The 17,162-nt window shown below is 37.5% G+C and carries 12 protein-coding genes and 1 riboswitch; of the genes, 2 read left to right on the forward strand and 10 right to left on the reverse strand.

Annotated elements, in window-relative coordinates:
* Nucleotides 1-305: 305 nt before the first annotated feature.
* From cysS to folE, 3 genes are all read right to left on the reverse strand, one after another.
* Nucleotides 306-1,772 (reverse strand): cysteine--tRNA ligase, encoded by a 1,467-nt coding sequence (gene cysS, locus FN817_RS05255; protein WP_142717061.1) that lies wholly within the window; start codon nucleotides 1,770-1,772, stop codon nucleotides 306-308.
* A gap of 125 nt (nucleotides 1,773-1,897) precedes the next feature.
* Nucleotides 1,898-2,329, reverse strand: coding sequence for a DinB family protein (locus FN817_RS05260; protein WP_142717062.1), 432 nt, complete (start codon nucleotides 2,327-2,329; stop codon nucleotides 1,898-1,900).
* A 3-nt stretch (nucleotides 2,330-2,332) separates the two neighbouring features.
* Nucleotides 2,333-3,001: a GTP cyclohydrolase I FolE gene (gene folE, locus FN817_RS05265; protein WP_047376638.1), complete on the reverse strand. Its 669-nt coding sequence runs from the start codon at nucleotides 2,999-3,001 to the stop codon at nucleotides 2,333-2,335.
* 101 nt (nucleotides 3,002-3,102) lie between these two features.
* On the opposite strand from folE, the gene FN817_RS05270 reads away from it, so the two are divergent.
* Nucleotides 3,103-4,254 (forward strand): hypothetical protein, encoded by a 1,152-nt coding sequence (locus tag FN817_RS05270; RefSeq protein ID WP_142717063.1) that lies wholly within the window; start codon nucleotides 3,103-3,105, stop codon nucleotides 4,252-4,254.
* Between the two features lie 273 nt (nucleotides 4,255-4,527).
* Here the strand turns inward: FN817_RS05270 and metF are convergent, their stop codons facing one another.
* The 7 genes from metF to FN817_RS05305 form a co-directional block, all read right to left on the reverse strand.
* The gene (metF, locus tag FN817_RS05275) at nucleotides 4,528-5,487 is read right to left on the reverse strand and encodes a methylenetetrahydrofolate reductase [NAD(P)H] (protein WP_142717064.1); all 960 of its coding nucleotides are present in this window, start codon (nucleotides 5,485-5,487) and stop codon (nucleotides 4,528-4,530) included.
* A gap of 7 nt (nucleotides 5,488-5,494) precedes the next feature.
* Nucleotides 5,495-8,155: a methionine synthase gene (gene metH / locus FN817_RS05280; protein ID WP_142717065.1), complete on the reverse strand. Its 2,661-nt coding sequence runs from the start codon at nucleotides 8,153-8,155 to the stop codon at nucleotides 5,495-5,497.
* 1 nt (nucleotide 8,156) lies between these two features.
* A complete protein-coding gene (locus FN817_RS05285) occupies nucleotides 8,157-9,248 on the reverse strand; it encodes a fatty acid desaturase family protein (RefSeq protein ID WP_142717066.1) in 1,092 nt (363 codons plus the stop codon).
* An 82-nt stretch (nucleotides 9,249-9,330) separates the two neighbouring features.
* The gene (locus FN817_RS05290; RefSeq protein WP_142717067.1) at nucleotides 9,331-10,341 is read right to left on the reverse strand and encodes a homocysteine S-methyltransferase family protein; all 1,011 of its coding nucleotides are present in this window, start codon (nucleotides 10,339-10,341) and stop codon (nucleotides 9,331-9,333) included.
* Nucleotides 10,342-10,390: 49 nt separating this feature from the next.
* Nucleotides 10,391-11,551: an O-succinylhomoserine sulfhydrylase gene (locus FN817_RS05295; RefSeq protein ID WP_142717068.1), complete on the reverse strand. Its 1,161-nt coding sequence runs from the start codon at nucleotides 11,549-11,551 to the stop codon at nucleotides 10,391-10,393.
* A 124-nt stretch (nucleotides 11,552-11,675) separates the two neighbouring features.
* Nucleotides 11,676-13,214 carry an ACT domain-containing protein gene (locus FN817_RS05300; RefSeq protein WP_142717069.1) on the reverse strand — a complete coding sequence of 513 codons (1,539 nt, stop codon included), beginning with the start codon at nucleotides 13,212-13,214 and terminating at the stop codon, nucleotides 11,676-11,678.
* On the reverse strand, nucleotides 13,214-14,158 hold the full coding sequence (locus FN817_RS05305) for an alpha/beta fold hydrolase (RefSeq protein ID WP_142717070.1): 945 nt from the start codon (nucleotides 14,156-14,158) through the stop codon (nucleotides 13,214-13,216). Before FN817_RS05305 ends, FN817_RS05300 begins: the two co-directional genes overlap by 1 nt.
* A gap of 66 nt (nucleotides 14,159-14,224) precedes the next feature.
* A riboswitch (SAM riboswitch) is annotated at nucleotides 14,225-14,331 on the reverse strand.
* Nucleotides 14,332-14,519: 188 nt separating this feature from the next.
* Between FN817_RS05305 and FN817_RS05310 the strand changes: the two genes are divergently transcribed.
* The gene (locus tag FN817_RS05310; protein WP_142717071.1) at nucleotides 14,520-17,135 is read left to right on the forward strand and encodes an MGH1-like glycoside hydrolase domain-containing protein; all 2,616 of its coding nucleotides are present in this window, start codon (nucleotides 14,520-14,522) and stop codon (nucleotides 17,133-17,135) included.
* Nucleotides 17,136-17,162: the final 27 nt, after the last annotated feature.

A 17,162-nucleotide genomic window follows, 5' to 3' on the forward strand; every position in this document is an offset into this window, starting at 1 on the left:
AACACCAATGCTCCTTTTCTACATAGAAACCCAAAACTAGAAACCCAATAACCCGAACAACGGTACCCCCTAGCCCTGATAGGAATGGTTACCCCGCAGCCTGGGTTGGAGAGCAGATGGGTTTGCGCGTGGGAAAGTATCGGCGCGAGGAGTAGGAATGGATAGCAGGATAAAGCTCCTGAAAAAAAATTCGTACTATATAATAATGTATAAAGTGTATTTCTCAGAAGGCCCCCAAAAAAACATTCCGTAAGAATCCTAGTGTGGAACTCCTACGGAATGGATATAAAACGAAGTTATATTTTTTAGCTCAGAACGTATGATGTTCCGTCTCTTCCGTCTTTTAATTCGATTCCTTCTGCAAGCAGTTTATCTCTGATCTGATCTGAAAGGTCGAAATTCTTGGATTTTCTTGCCTGATTTCTCAATTCAATCAAGACTTTTAGAGTTTGATCAAGTTTTTCATTATTATTTTCCTCTACAGTCTGTAGTCCCAGAACATCGAAGATAAAAGCATTCAGCGTGGTTTTCAAATCTTCAAGATCCTCTGTTGAAATCGTTTCTTTACCATCATTCAAAGCGAAGATGTATTTCACAGCTTCAAACAGGTGGGCAATGAGGATTGGTGAATTGAAATCGTCTGTTAAAGCTTCATAGGCTTTATCTTTCCATTCTTTCAGGCTGAAACCGGATTGTTTGGTATCATCAGGCGTGATTGAATTCAATACTTTTACAGCTTCCATCAATCTGATGAATCCTTTTTCACTGGCTATCATTGCATCGTTTGAAATATCCAGCACACTTCTGTAATGGGCCTGCAGGAAACAGAAACGTACAATTGAAGGGTGGAAAGGTTTTTCGAAGAAGTCATTATCACCAGTAACCAGCTGCATCGGAAGAATATAGTTTCCTGTAGATTTACTCATACGCTGAGAATTCATCGTCAACATATTGGCATGCATCCAGTAATTTACGGGTGCAGCATCATTGCAAGCTTTCCCTTGGGCAATTTCACATTCGTGGTGAGGGAACTTCAGGTCCATTCCTCCTCCATGGATATCGAAAGTTTCCCCTAAATATTTTGTACTCATTGCAGTACATTCAAGGTGCCATCCCGGGAATCCTTCTCCCCAAGGGGAATTCCATCTCATGATGTGAGCAGGCGATGCTTTTTTCCACAATGCAAAATCCTGTGGATTTTTCTTTTCTCCCTGTCCGTCAAGGTCTCGTGTATTTGCGAAAAGTTCTTCTATGTTACGTTTTGAAAGTTCACCATAGTTCAATCCTCTTTTGTTGTATTCTAATACATCAAAGTAAACTGAACCGTTGCTTTCATAAGCAAAGCCTCTTTCAATCAGTTTTTGAGTCAATTCGATCTGTTCTACGATATGTCCTGTAGCTGTAGGTTCGATATTGGGAGGCAGAAGATTGAACATATCCAATACTTTATGGAAATCTACTGTATATTTCTGCACAATTTCCATGGGCTCCAGTTTTTCAAGTCTGGTTTGTTTTACAAATCTATCGTTATCAACATTCCCATCATCGGTAAGGTGGCCTGCATCTGTAATATTTCTTACATATCTTACTTTATACCCCAAATGTGTTAAGGTACGGTAGATAAAATCGAAGGAAAGGAAAGTTCTCACATTTCCTAAATGCACATTACTGTACACTGTAGGTCCGCAGACATACATCCCGATATTTCCGTCTAAAATAGGTTTGAATATTTCTTTTTCCGCTGTAAGGGAGTTATATATTTTTAGTTGCATTTATTTTTAAGTTAAAAGATTCAATGATTTTAAAGATTCAAAAATTAGTTAAAAAATACTTCTGTCACAACAAATAATTGTTGTGATAAAAATTTTATCTGAAACTTTTTTAAATTTTATCATAATTAAATCGCTTTTAAATGATGCTGCAAATGGTCTACATAATCATTAATAATAAACTCCAATGTAAAAACCTGTGGTGCTGTTTTGGTTGTATCGCAGGTTCTCTGTAATGCTTCATCCGGGATGTTTTCCACTACATGAACAATCTGATAATTCAAAGACTTCCAAAGATCAATAAGATCCGAAACAGGAACATTCTGATAGTTCTGAGCTTTTACCCAGATATTCTGATCATATACAATATTTTCGTTCTCTTTATATTGAGTGACAACAAATCTACGAATATTTGTAAAAGCGCTGTCACAAAGATGTCCTATAATTTCTTTTTTAGACCATTTTTCCGGAGCGCTTCTGTATGACCATTCTTCTTCAGGGATATTTTGAAATCTCTGAAGTTCGGCATCAATAATATTTTTAAGGATTTGGTAGTTCATTGTTTAATAATCCAGTTTTGCATGACTTCCTACGTAATGCAGGAATTCCTGCCTTGTGATAGGGTTTGTTCTGAAAATACCACTTAGTTCTGCAGTAATGGTAGAGCTTGCCGTATCTTTTATCCCTCTGCAGTTGACACAAAGGTGTTTTGCATCAATGATACAGGCTACATCTTTTGTTCCCAAAGCTTCTTTTAAAGCATCTACAATCTGCATCGTAAGTCTTTCCTGAACCTGTGGTCTTTTCGCATAGTAATCAACAATTCTATTGATTTTTGAAAGACCTATTACCTCACCATTGGAAATATAAGCTACGTGGGCTCTTCCTATGATGGGTAAGAAGTGGTGTTCGCAGAAAGAATATACCGTGATATCCTTCTCCACCAACATCTGACGGTATTTGTATTTATTAGAAAAAGTAGAAATTCCCGGTTTGTTTTCAGGAAGAAGTCCTCCGAAAATCTCATTCACATACATTTTGGCAACACGTCTTGGAGAATCTTTCAGAGAATCGTCTGTCATATCCATTCCCAGCGTTTCCATAATCTCGCCAAAAAGCTCAGTAATCTTTTCTATTTTTTCCTGTGGCGATTTATCAAAAGCATCTTTCCTTATAGGCGTATGTTCTTTTCCAGTGAAAATATCATCGTCGTTATCAGTAAAATCAACCATTTTTATTTAATTTGCAGCAAAAATACGGATAATATCTATTTCTCTATTTCAAATAAGATGAAAAACATTATCTTTTATAGCCATTTCTGATTAAAAAGCCTATGATTATTGTCGAAGAAGTACAAAACCAACTCCATAAAAGGGAATTTCTGGAATTCCCTGCTCAACTTTATAAATACGACAAAAATTATATCCGGCCTTTAGATAAGCACATTGAGGAGATTTTTGATACTGAAAAGAATAAATTTTTTAAAAACGGAGTGTGTAAAAGATTTCTGTTTAAAAAGAATAACAAAACGGTTGGTAAAGTAGCTGTTTTTATCATCCATTCTTATGAACAGAAGCAACCTACCGGAGGAATTGGTTTTTTCGACTGTATTAATGATCAGGAAACAGCCAATTTTATTTTTGATCACTGCAAAAACTGGCTTCAGGAAAGAGGAATGGAAGCAATGGACGGGCCTATCAATTTTGGGGAAAGGGACAAATTCTGGGGACTTTTAATTGAAGGTTTTATTGAGCCTTTATTTGGAATGAATTACAACCTGCCTTACTACAAAGACCTTTTTGAAAATTATGGGTTTCAGATTTATTTTGAACAGCTTTGTTTTACCAGACCTATTTTCACGGAAGTTTCAAGGATTTTTAAGATTGCTCATGAAAGAAACAGAAGAAATCCTGCTATTTCAGCCCAGCCTATGAAAAAAAATAACCTGGCTAAGTTTGCAAAAGATTTTACTGAAGTTTATAATAAAGCATGGGCTTGCCACGGGGAAGGAAAACATCTGGAAGAAGCAAAGGTTCTGAAAATGTTCAATACCATGAAACCTATTATCAATGAGCATATTTCATGGTTTGTATATGAAAATGAGAAACCGATTGCCATGTGGATCAACATTCCCGACCTCAACCAGTGGTTTAAATATTTGAATGGAAAATTCGGGCCTTTTGAAAAACTTAAATTATTGTTTCTAAAACGGTTTAAAAAGAATGAAAAAATGGTGGGGCTTGTTTTTGGTGTAGTTCCAGAATGGCAAAAAAAAGGTATTGACGGATATATGATCTGGGAAGGCACCCAGCATTTGAGAAAGCATACGGATTTTAAGGTCACAGAACTTCAATGGATTGGTGATTTTAATCCTAAAATGATCAAGATTGCGGAAACACTGGATACTTCAGTAACGCGAAAGCTGGCTACTTACCGGTATTTGTTTGACAGGAATAAGGAGTTTGAGAGACATGAGATTCTTTAGGGTAAGGAAGATGGAAGATGGGAGTTATTGAAGCGTGTTTATTAACTAAAAGTTCAGTTTACTTTTTTTAATACTGTAAGCTATTTGACGCAAAGTTTTTATTTGCGACTGTTATATTTTTGAGGGAGCAAAGGTTGAATCAACTTTATTGATTCTTTCTAAGCGGATGTATAGCCTGCGGCTTACTTAGTTCATCTTATTTTCTGTATCGGATTCTGATTAAAATAAAAACCCTGCCTTTTACAGCAGGGTTCCTTCATTTTGGTACTTTTATTAGAATAGCTCACCGGCTACTTTTTTTATGTTATCACTTTTCCCCATGGAGTAAAAGTGCAGAACAGGAACTCCGAAATCCAGCAATTCTTTGCATTGAGCAATGGACCATTCTATTCCGATCTGTTTTACTGCTTCATTATTTTTTGCATTTTCTACTTCATTGATGAGTTCTTCCGGAAGATCTATTTTGAATACCTGCGGCAGTATTTTTAAATGTTTCTTTGTTGCAATTGGCTTAATCCCGGGGATGATAGGAACCGTGATTCCCATCTCTCTTGCTTTCTGAACGAATTCAATATACTTTTTATTGTCAAAGAACATTTGAGTAACGATATAATCCGCTCCGGCATCTACTTTTTGTTTCAACCATTTCAGGTCATAATTCATGGAAGGGGCTTCCATATGTTTTTCCGGATATCCTGCAACACCAATGCAGAATTTATTGAGTTCATCACTCACCTGTTCTTCGTTATGAAGATATTTCCCTCTTCCAAGGTCATTAATCTGGTTGACAAGATCCATTGCACTGGCGTGTCCTCCCTGAGTAGGCTCAAAATACTGATGCCCTTTCATAGCATCTCCTCTCAGAGCCATTACATTATCTATTCCGAGGTACATACAGTCTACCAGAAGATATTCTGTTTCTTCTTTTGTAAAACCTCCGCAAAGAAGGTGTGGAACTGTATCTACATTATATTTATGTTGAATAGCAGCACAAATTCCCAAAGTTCCAGGGCGCATTCTTGTAATACGGCGTTCCATCAGGCCATTTCCTTTGTCCAGATAGATATATTCTTCTCTGGATGTGGTAACGTCAATGAAAGGCGGATTGAATTCCATCAATGGATCTATGTTTGTATACAGATCTTCAATACCTATTCCTTTTTGTGGCGGAACAACTTCTAAGGAGAATAAAGTTTTTCCATTTGCGTTTTTAATGTGTTCTGTTATCTTCATGTCAATGTTAATCTGCTAAATTTGGCGACAACCATTTTCTCGCTTCCTTGATGCTACAGCTTCTTCTCGCTGCATAATCTTCAAGCTGGTCTTCTGTAATTTTCCCTAATCCGAAATATTTGGCATGCGGGCTTCCGAAATAATACCCGGAAACAGATGCCGTTGGGAACATGGCTAAGCTTTCTGTAAGGAAAACGCCTGTATTTTCTTCTACTTTTAAAAGATCCCAGATCGTTTTCTTTTCCAAATGGTCAGGGCAAGCCGGATACCCTGGTGCCGGACGGATTCCTTTATATTTTTCAGCAATAAGTTCTTCGTTGCTTAAGCTTTCCTGATTGGCATATCCCCAGTATTCTGTTCTCACTTTTTTGTGTAAGAATTCTGCATAGGCTTCTGCAAAACGATCTGCTAAGGCTTTCACCATGATGGAATTGTAATCGTCATTAGCTTTTTCGTATTCGCTGGACAATTCGTCAGTACCAAATCCTGTTGTTACACAGAAAGCACCCACATAATCAGTCTTTCCTGAGCTTTGAGGAGCGATGAAATCACTTAGAGCCAGATATTCTTTACCTTTTGATCTTTGAGCCTGCTGTCTTAGGGTTAGAAACTTCGCCTGCTCGTTGTTATTTTCATCAAAAATCAAGATATCATCAGATTCATTGGAGTTGGCTTTAAAAATCCCGAAGATGGCTTTTGCCGTTAAAAGTTTTTCATCCAGAATTCTCTTCAAAATAACCTGAGCATCTTTGAATAATTCTTTAGCTTGGGCTCCTACCACCTCATCTTCCAGAATGTTCGGATATTTTCCGTGGAGATCCCAGCTTCTGAAAAACGGAGACCAGTCGATGAAAGGAAGAAGTTCATTCAAATCCTGATTTTCGAAGACTTTTATTCCGAGATTATTCGGGGTGAAAATCTCTTCGTTTTCCCAATCGATTTTAAAATGGTTTTCTCTTGCTTCCTGAATGGATACATAATCTTTATCTACCTGCCTGTTCAGAAACTTTTCTCTGAAGTCAGAATAGTCATTCTTTAAATCTGAAACATATTCTTTATTTCTGTCACCCAACAATGAACTTACTACGTTTACGGCTCTGGAAGCATCATTCACGTGAACGACTGCATTTTTATATTTTAAATCGATTTTCACTGCGGTATGTGCCTTTGAAGTTGTAGCACCACCGATTAATAAAGGAAAATCTAAATTTTGTCTTTCTAATTCTGAAGCGATATACACCATTTCATCCAAACTTGGTGTAATCAGTCCGCTTAATCCTATAACGTCTACTTTTTCAGCAATAGCGGTCTGGATAATCTTTTCAGCAGGAACCATTACTCCAAGATCAACGATTTCATAGTTGTTACAACCCAGAACAACACTCACAATATTTTTACCAATATCATGAACGTCCCCTTTTACAGTTGCCATCAGGATTTTTCCATTGGCGGGTTTTGCTCCGTCTTTTTCAGCTTCAATGAAAGGCTGTAAATAAGCCACCGCTTTTTTCATTACCCTTGCAGACTTTACTACCTGAGGCAGGAACATTTTTCCACTTCCGAATAAATCTCCTACAACTCCCATTCCTGTCATCAGATTAATTTCTATAACATGAAGTGGTCTTTCTGCTGATTGTCTTGCTTCTTCTACATCTTCTTCAATAAAACGGTCGATCCCTTTTACCAAGGCATAGGTAATTCTTTCCTGTAGTGGATTATTTCTCCATTCTAAGTCTTCGGTCTTTTCTTTTTTGACCGATTTATGTTTTTCTGAATAGTCAAGAAGTCTTTCTGTAGCATCTTCTCTTTTATCCAGAATTACGTCTTCTACAAGCTCCAGTAATTCTTTATTGATCTCATCATACACTTCCAGCATCGCCGGGTTTACGATGCCAATATTCATTCCTGCCTGAATAGCATGGTAAAGAAAAACAGAGTGCATTGCTTCTCTTACGGTATCATTTCCGCGGAAAGAGAAAGAAACGTTGCTCACTCCTCCACTTACGGATGCATAAGGAAGGTTTTGTCTTACCCAGCGTGTCGCTTCAATAAAGTCGATGGCATTTCTTCTGTGCTCATCCATTCCTGTTGCCACCGGAAAGATATTTAAGTCGAAAATGATATCTTCTGCCGGAAAACCAAGCTGGTTGACTAAGATATCATAGGAACGTTTTGAAATCTCAATTCTTCGGTCAAAATTGTCAGCCTGTCCTACCTCATCAAATGCCATTACAATGACTGCTGCTCCGTATCTTTTAATGGCTTTTGCATGTTTGATAAATTCTTCCTCGCCTTCTTTTAAGCTGATAGAATTTACCACACATTTTCCCTGTGCTACCTGAAGGCCGGCTTCCAGAATTTCCCATTTAGAAGAGTCTACCATAATCGGGATTCTGGCGATATCTGGTTCAGAGGCAATTAAATTCAGGAATTTGATCATGGATGCTTTTCCATCAATCAATCCATCATCGAAGTTGACATCCAGGATCTGGGCACCTCCTTCAACCTGATGGCGGGCAATATCTAATGCTTCAGAGAACTTCTCCTCTTTGATCAGTCTTAAAAACTTTTTGGAACCGGCAACATTGGTCCTTTCACCAACGTTGATGAAATTACTTTCCGGGGTTATGATAAGAGGCTCAAGGCCTGATAATCTTAAATATTTCATTTTATTCTTCTAAAATATAGTAGGCATTATTGGCATTCTGCCTCAATAAATCCCTATGCTTACTTAAAGCTGTAATCAGTGGAAATCTTTTGTACGCTAAATTGTGTTCTTTAGCAAATTCTTCAATTTCTTCTGTGATCTCATTGTAATACATATAACTGTAATTTGGAAATAGATGATGGGCCACATGAAAATTAAAATTCCCCAACATATTTTTTACCAGCCAGTTATTTTCTTTTAAATCGTTCGTCACTTCAAACTGGTGACGAAGCCAGCTGAATGGAAGACCATTCTCTTTATTTAATCTCGGAAAGGCATTATCAGGAAGCGGATGCAAAGGCAGTAAAACAAACAATGCAAAAATACTTGCTGAAATCACCTGTAAAAACCACGCACCCAAAGCCAATCCCATTGATACTTTAAAGAACACAATAGGGACTACAATCTGATAAAAGAAGTAGAACAGCTTATAACTGATCATTTTTACCTTTTCCTTAACAGGTATTTGTCCCTGAGTTTTTAAAATCACCCTTTCCTTATCAAAGAAGTCTCTAAAGTCTCTTATAAACATCCAGTTGAACAAATACAATGGATATACTAAAAAGAAAAACTTATCCTGATACTTCTGTACTCCTTTTGCCTTGATCCACGGTACGATTAAAAGCAATCCGCTCTGTTCGATATCCGTGTCCCATCCGTCCACATTCGGATAGGCATGATGGCTTGCGATGTGTCTTTTCTTCCAGATGTAGGAGTTGGCTCCTATAAAATCAAAAATGTGAAGGACTAAATTATTCAGCTTTTTACTTTTATAAATGTTGTTATGGGCTGCTTCATGAATCAGGTTCAAATAAATTAAAACCAGGGAGATTCCCATTAAAACAAAACTCAAAATATAGACCCAGTGTTTTTCAGCATTAAAAAGAGCCAGAAAATATAATCCCAGATAGATCATCGGCAGAATAACTGCTTTCATCTGAATATAGATATCCCTGTTTTCAGAAATGGCTTCTACTCTTTGGTTCACTTTCTTTCTCAGCTCATTAAATAATCTGACATCCTCCGGATCTTTTAAGTAAATTGGCTTTTCCATTATATTTAACTTTGTGGTTTACATAAAGTTACTATTTATAATTAGCCTTCATTCTTGATTTTAATTAAAAAAATCTATCAAATCAGACAAATTCTCTCAATTTTCTTGGTGGATATTTTTCCACCAAATCTGCAATCGCCTTTATATGCTCAGGAGTAGTTCCGCAACATCCTCCGATAATATTGATCAATCCTTTTTCAACATATTCTTTGATCTGTCTTGCCATATCTTCAGGGGTTTCATCATATTTTCCAAAAGCATTGGGTAAACCTGCATTCGGATACGCTGAAACATAGAATTCTGAGTTATGGGCCAGTGTTTCAAGATAAGGAGTCAGCTGATCTGCACCTAATGCACAGTTGAAACCTACACTTAATAAATTCAGATGGGAAACGGAGATCAGGAAAGCTTCTGCCGTCTGTCCGCTCAAAGTTCTTCCTGAAGCATCGGTAATGGTTCCTGAAACCATGATCGGAATTTTGATTCCTCTTTCATCCTGCAGTTCATCAATGGCAAACAAAGCGGCTTTTGCATTCAGTGTATCAAAGATGGTTTCTACCAAAAGGATATCTGAACCTCCATCCAGCAAAGCTTCACATTGCTGTTTGTAAGCCACCCTCAATTCTTCAAAAGTAATGGCTCTGTATCCGGGGTCATTGACATCAGGACTTAAACTCGCGGTTCTGTTCGTTGGCCCGATAGATCCTGCTACAAATCTCGGCTTATCCGGATTTTTTGCGGTATACTCATCACAGGCTTTTCTTGCAATCTTTGCAGACTCATAGTTCAGTTCATACACCAATTCTTCCATATGATAATCTGCCATAGCAATGGTAGTTCCTGAAAAGGTATTGGTTTCTATGATATCAGCACCTGCTTCCAGGTATTTCTTGTGAACTTCTTCAATGGCCTGAGGCTGCGTCAGAGAAAGTAGGTCATTATTTCCTTTTACCGGATGTTCCCAGTCTTTGAAACGCTCTCCACGGTAATCTTCTTCTTCAAACTTGTACCTCTGAAGCATAGTTCCCATGGCACCGTCAAGAATTAAAATTCTTTCGGATAAAGCTTTATATAATTGTTCTGAATTTTTCATTTTTATCTATTTTGGTCATCAAAACGGGCTTTAGCCCGTTCCTATTGAACTAGTCTAAGGCCTGTTTAAGATCTGCAATAATATCTTCCACATTTTCCAAACCTACTGAACAACGAACCAGCCCTGCAGTAATCCCTACTTCATTTCTTTCTTCATCTGACAGTTTGGAGTGTGTGGTGGATGCCGGGTGAGTAACGATCGTTCTTGTATCACCTAAATTGGCAGAAAGTGAACACATTTGTATCTTATCTAAAAAGTTTCTTCCGCCTTCTATTCCTCCTTTGATTTCAAATGCCACGATATTTCCTCCAAGCTTCATCTGCTTTTTGGCAACTTCATAGCTCGGGTGAGATTTCAGGAATGGATATTTTACTAATTCTACGTTCGGATGGCTTTCTAAAAACTCGGCTACCTTCAATGCATTCTCACAATGTTTTTCTACACGAATGGCCAATGTTTCGAGGCTTTTTGATAATACCCATGCATTAAAAGGAGACAATGCAGGACCTGTATTTCTTGCGAAAAGATAAATTTCTCTGATCAGGTCTTCTTTTCCTACTGCTATTCCTCCTAAAACTCTTCCCTGTCCGTCAATCAATTTCGTTGCTGAATGTACAACAATATCTGCACCATATTTGATGGGCTGCTGAAGATAAGGTGTTGCAAAACAATTATCTACAACAAATATCAGATTATATTTTTTTGCTATCTGCCCGAAAAATTCAAGGTCAAGAATTTCAATAGCCGGATTGGTGGGAGTTTCAAGGTATAAGATCTTTGTATTTGGTTTGATGTATTGTTCTACATTTTCCGCATCTTCTGCTTTGAAATAAGAGGTTTCAATATTCCATTTCGGGAAATACTTAGTGAATAATGTATGTGTAGAGCCGAAAACTGACTGGCAGCTTACGATATGATCTCCGGCATTCAACAAAGCAGCAAATGTAGAATAGATAGCAGCCATTCCTGTTGCAAAAGCATATCCGGCTTCCGCACCTTCCATTTTAGCTATTTTATCTGTAAACTCTGTTACGTTAGGATTGGAAAAACGGCTGTATAAATTTTTAGGTTTTTCTTCAGCAAAGCTTGCTCTCATATCCTCAGCATCCTGAAATATAAAACTTGATGTAAGGTATAATGGCGTAGAATGCTCGTCAAACTGGGTTCTTTCAGTCTGAGTTCTTATTGCTGATGTTTCAAAATTTTCCATATAGTTTTAATTGATTTACCAATATAGCAGTCTAACAATGTACCAATGAAATTCTTCGCTTTGCTCAGAATAACGACACCAATTATCGGCAAACTGATACATTATCAGATTGTTATATTAAATATTATTTTGTTTCACTTACTCTTAAAATATCCCCGAATACTCCTCTGGCTGTCACCTGTGCTCCGGCTCCGGCTCCCATGATAACGATAGGATTTTCACCATAACTTTCTGTATAAATTTCAAAGATTGAATCTGAACCTTTCAGCTGTCCTAATGCAGATGTTGCCGGAACTGAAATCAATTTCACATCCAACTCGCCTTTATCTTTCTGTAGATCACCGTGCAGATCCCCCACATATCTCAATACATGCCCGGGTTCCTGATTCTCTTTTATTTTCTGATATTCTTCATCCAGTTCTTCCAATCTTGAAAGGAATTCTGATTTTGAAACCTCAAGTAAGCTTTCCGGAACAAGATTCTGAATATTGATATCTCCGAATTCATTAATTAAGTCTAATTCTCTCGCCAGAATTAATAACTTTCTAGCTACGTCATTTCCTGATAAATCTTCTCTCGGATCCGGTTCTGTGTATCCTTTTTCTAATGCTTCGTTGATGATGGTTGAAAATTTATCATCTCTTAAAGAAAAATTGTTGAACACATAGCTCAGTGTTCCGGAGAACACCCCTTTAATTCTTGTGATATTTTCTCCTGAAAGGTGTAATAATTTGATGGTATCAATTAAGGGTAATCCCGCACCCACATTGGTTTCATAGAGATAACGTCTGTTGTTTTTATTCAACGTATATCTTAGTTTTCTGTACTCTTCAATCGGAAGGGTATTAAAAATCTTGTTTGAGGAAACCAGATCGAATCCGTTTTCTGCCAAAGCGTGATAGTTTTTCACAAAATCCTTACTTGCCGTGTTATCCACAACGATAAGGTTTTCCAGCTGGTTTTCGTTGGAGAAATTAATAAGCTCCTGAACACTTGAAGGATGTTCTGCTGTCAAAACCTCATCACTCCAATTGGCATCAAATCCTTTTTTGTTGAAGGCTATTTTCTTTGAATTGGCTACCGCCACTACTTTAAAGTCTATTTTTTTACGTCTTTTAATCTCTTCAGAAGATTCCAATACCTGTTGTATCAAAGTCTTTCCTACATTTCCATGTCCTATGATCGCCAGATGAACGGTCTTTGGCTTCTTGAAAATTTCAGATTCTATAATGTTTTTTGTTTTTTCGTCCTGTGAAGAAGTTACTACGATGTTTACTCTGTTCTCTCCCGCAACCTGATTCAGCAATAATGGGAAAACATTGTTTCTTGCCAGCTCAGCAAAAACTTTATTGAAATCTTCTGCCACAAAACCGATGACAGAAACATTATTGATACTGTAGATCTGGGAAACTTTTCCAGATTTTCTTTCTGCTTCAAATTCATCGATAAGGCAAGCGACTGCTTTTTCAGCATCATTTTCCTGAACCAGAATAGAAATTCCGTTTTCTATCGCTTGCTGAGAGATTACTCCTACACTGATACGCGCTAAAGTAAGCGCTTTAAAAATTCGTCCGTCAATCCCGATTTCTCCCAGGAAATCTTCTCCTTCAAATTTGACGATTGACCTGTTCTTCAAAAATTTTATTTCGTTAGCATTTTTCATTACTTCTGTAAAATGTTTTTAATGATATTATTTAATTGTTGATATTCCATTAGGAAGGCATCATGCCCGTGTATAGATTGGATCTCGTGATAAGAAACATTCTTATTTTTCTCTTTTAAGTTTTCAAAACACATTCGGATTTCAGAAGCCGGGAAGAATAAGTCTGTATCTACAGAGATCATGTGCATTCGTGCCTGTATGTTCTCTAGTGCTGTTTCATCAGCATTTATATTCATCAAGAGATGATTCATCAGTTTGTATGCTTTTAAACTAAACCTTTCGTTTAGCGCATTACCATGATAAACCAGCCAGTCTTCTGATTCCAGGCGTTGTTTTTCCTGGTTATATTGGTTTTGAAATCTGTCATTGAGTGACTGTGGCGTTCTGTAACACAACATAGCATGAATTCTTGCTTTCTGTAGTGGCTCCTCTTTATCATTCAATAAAAATTTCTGAACCAGACATTGCGCATGAAGCCAGTCGTGTGTCCTGTAATCACAGGCTATAGGAATAAATATTTCTGCGAGATCCGGCTGCTTGGCAAGCATTTCCCACGCAATCCCTCCTCCCAGAGAGCCTCCAATAATGGCATATAAGTTTTTGATATGTAAAGCTTCAAGCCCTTTTAAAAATATCGCTGCGATATCTGAAGGGGTAAAATCTTCATAGTCTTCAATTAAAAAATCGTCATAACCGTTTCCGGGTATATTGAAACACAGAACAGTGTATTGATCAGTATCAACAATCTGATTTTCTCCCACCAACTTTTTCCACCAGCCTTTTTCTCCGGATACCTCTGAGTTTCCGGTAAGGGCATGATTGATTAAAATGATGGGTGCTGTAAACAGATCTTTCCCAAAAAGCTGATAGCTTAACGGGATATGGTATTCCTTTTGGGAATTGGTTTGATACGAAAGATTTATATAGTTTAGTTCTGTTTTCAATTCTATTATATTTTAATACAAATACAATTGAAAATGCCACAGGAAATGGCTGAAAAGAACTTCAGTAAGTTATCTGTCCAAAATACTTTGGTAGAACGTAGCACCTTCTTTGCTTGCGCAAAGGGTTGCTAAGGTTTCATAGGGTCTAATCCCTCAACCTTTCTTGATAACATTTTCAATATTTAAATGAACGAATGGTGCAAAGGTAGTTCTTTTCTTTTAATTTCAAAAAAAAATTATTTTAATATTTAAAAAAGCCCTTAAATACAAGTATTCCAAGAGCATATTAATAATTGTTCAGATGAAAAAAATTGGAATTATTTTTCAAAAAAACTAACTTCGTATGGAAAAATGATGAGATATGACCGCCGAAAAAGAAAGATTACAAGATACCAAATGGAAAAACTGGGGCCCTTATGTAAGCAACCGGCAGTGGGGAAATGTACGTGAGGATTACAGCTCAAACGGGAATGCCTGGGATTTTACCAATCACAATAACGCTGAAAATTATGCTTACCGCTGGGGTGAGGAAGGCATCGCCGGAATTTCTGATGTAAAACAGTTATTCTGTTTTGCTTTTTCATTTTGGAACAGGAAAGATAAAATGGTAAAAGAACGGTTCTTCGGATTGAGTAACCCTCAGGGGAATCATGGTGAAGACATCAAAGAAATCTTTTATTATCTGGATAATACACCTACTCACAGCTATATGAAAATGGTGTATAAATACCCGATCAACGAGTTTCCTTATGATGAACTTCTTGCTGAAAATGGAAGACGTAGTAAAAAGGAACCGGAATATGAGATTTTCGATACCGGAATTTTTGATAATGATGAGTATTTCGATATTTTCATTGAATACTGTAAAGCTGATCACAACGATATCCTGGCCAGAGTAACCGTCTGCAACCGAAGCCAGCATGATGCACCTATTGTCGTAGCACCCACTGCGTGGTTCAGAAATAACTGGAAATGGGGATATAACACTTATAAGGCAGAGCTCAATGCTTCTGATGACGGAAGTATCAATATAGGACACGACAGTATTTCGATCAAAAAAGTCTATTCGCGAAATACAAATGCACAAAGTGTATTCTGTGATAACGAGACCAATACCTCTAAGCTTTACGGAGCACCTAAAACAGAGAATACTTATTTCAAAGATGGCATCAATAATTTTATTATTCATCGGGGAGATACTGTAAATCCTGAAAAAAGGGGAACAAAAGCATCTTTTCTGATTGATGAAATGGTGGGTGCAGGAGAATCTAAAATTTTTGAATTCAGATTGTGTCCTGACGAGACGGACGAACCTTTTGGAAATTTCGATACTATTTTCAGTACACGACAATCTGAAGCGGAAGAGTTTTATAACGATATCCAGAATGATACGGTAAATGAAGATGAGAGAAATGTTCAGCGACAGGCTTTTGCAGGACTTCTCTGGAATAAGCAGTTCTATCACTACAATATAGGAAAATGGCTGAAAGGTGATCCCAATTTTGAAGCTCCAAGAAATTTCAGTGAGTATGTAAGAAATACGGAATGGAATCATCTTCACAATAAGGATATTATTTCCATGCCTGATAAATGGGAATATCCATGGTATGCTACCTGGGATCTGGCGTTCCACTGTGTTCCTTTTTCCATTATAGATGCAGAATTTGCCAAAGGACAGCTTTTATTGCTTACGAAAGAATGGTATATGCATCCCAACGGACAGCTTCCTGCCTATGAATGGAATATGAGTGATGTAAATCCACCTGTACATGCATGGTCCTGCTTCCGGGTTTTTAAAATTGATGAAAAAAACAATGGAAAACCGGATTTATTATTTTTGGAAAAGGTATTTCAAAAGTTACTGCTGAATTTTACGTGGTGGGTAAACAGAAAGGATAAAAACGGTAAAAATATTTTTGGAGGAGGCTTTCTTGGCCTCGATAATATTGGTGCTTTTGACCGGAATATGGTTTTAAAGGACGGCCAGCATCTTGAACAGGCAGACGGAACAAGCTGGATGGCTATGTATGCATTGAATATGATGCGTATCGCCATGGAACTTGCCCAGTATTATCAGGTGTATGAAGATATGGCGATCAAATTTTTTGAACATTATCTTTATATCGCTGAAGCGATGGAAAACCTGGGTGAGGGAACGAAAGGACTGTGGAACGAGGAAGACGGTTTCTTCTATGATGTATTGCAGCTTGGAAACGGAGACAGTGTTTCTTTAAGATTAAGAAGTATTGTAGGTTTGATTCCAATGTTTGCTGTTGAGATCGTAGACCACCGCTTATTGGAAAAGATGCCGAATTTCAGAAGCAGAATGGAATGGATCTTAAAAAATAAACCGGAACTCACCAAACTTGTTTCTCACTGGGACGAGGAAGGGCACGGCAGAAAACACCTGATGAGTATCCTTCGTAAAAACAGACTGACAAAGGTTTTGACCAGGATGCTTGATGAAAATGAGTTTCTAAGTTCTTATGGAATCCGTGCAATGTCTAAGGTATATGAAGAGAATCCTTTTGTATTTTCTGTGCATGGGAGTCAGAATATGGTGTATTATACTCCTGCAGAAAGTGACAGCCGAATGTTTGGCGGAAACAGCAACTGGCGCGGACCGATATGGTTTCCTATCAACTTTTTGATTGTGGAAAGCCTGCAGCGTTTTCATTATTATTATGGAAACAGTCTGAAAGTAGAACTTCCAACGGGAAGCGGTGATAAAAGAAATCTTGATGAAGTAGCTCAAAATATAAGCAAAAGACTCTGTTCTCTATTTTTAAAGGATGAACATGGGCAGCGCGCCTTCAACGGAGGTAATCCAAAATTCAATTATGATGAACACTTCAGAGATTACATCACCTTTTTTGAATATTTCCATGGAGATAACGGCCGTGGTGTAGGAGCTTCCCATCAGACGGGATGGACAGCCACTGTAGCAAAACTGATAAAACCAAGACTTACCTTTTAATAAGCAATGAGTGATAGGTAATGAGCA

Source organism: Chryseobacterium rhizoplanae (assembly GCF_900182655.1).
Classification (GTDB): Bacteria; Bacteroidota; Bacteroidia; order Flavobacteriales; family Weeksellaceae; genus Chryseobacterium; species Chryseobacterium rhizoplanae.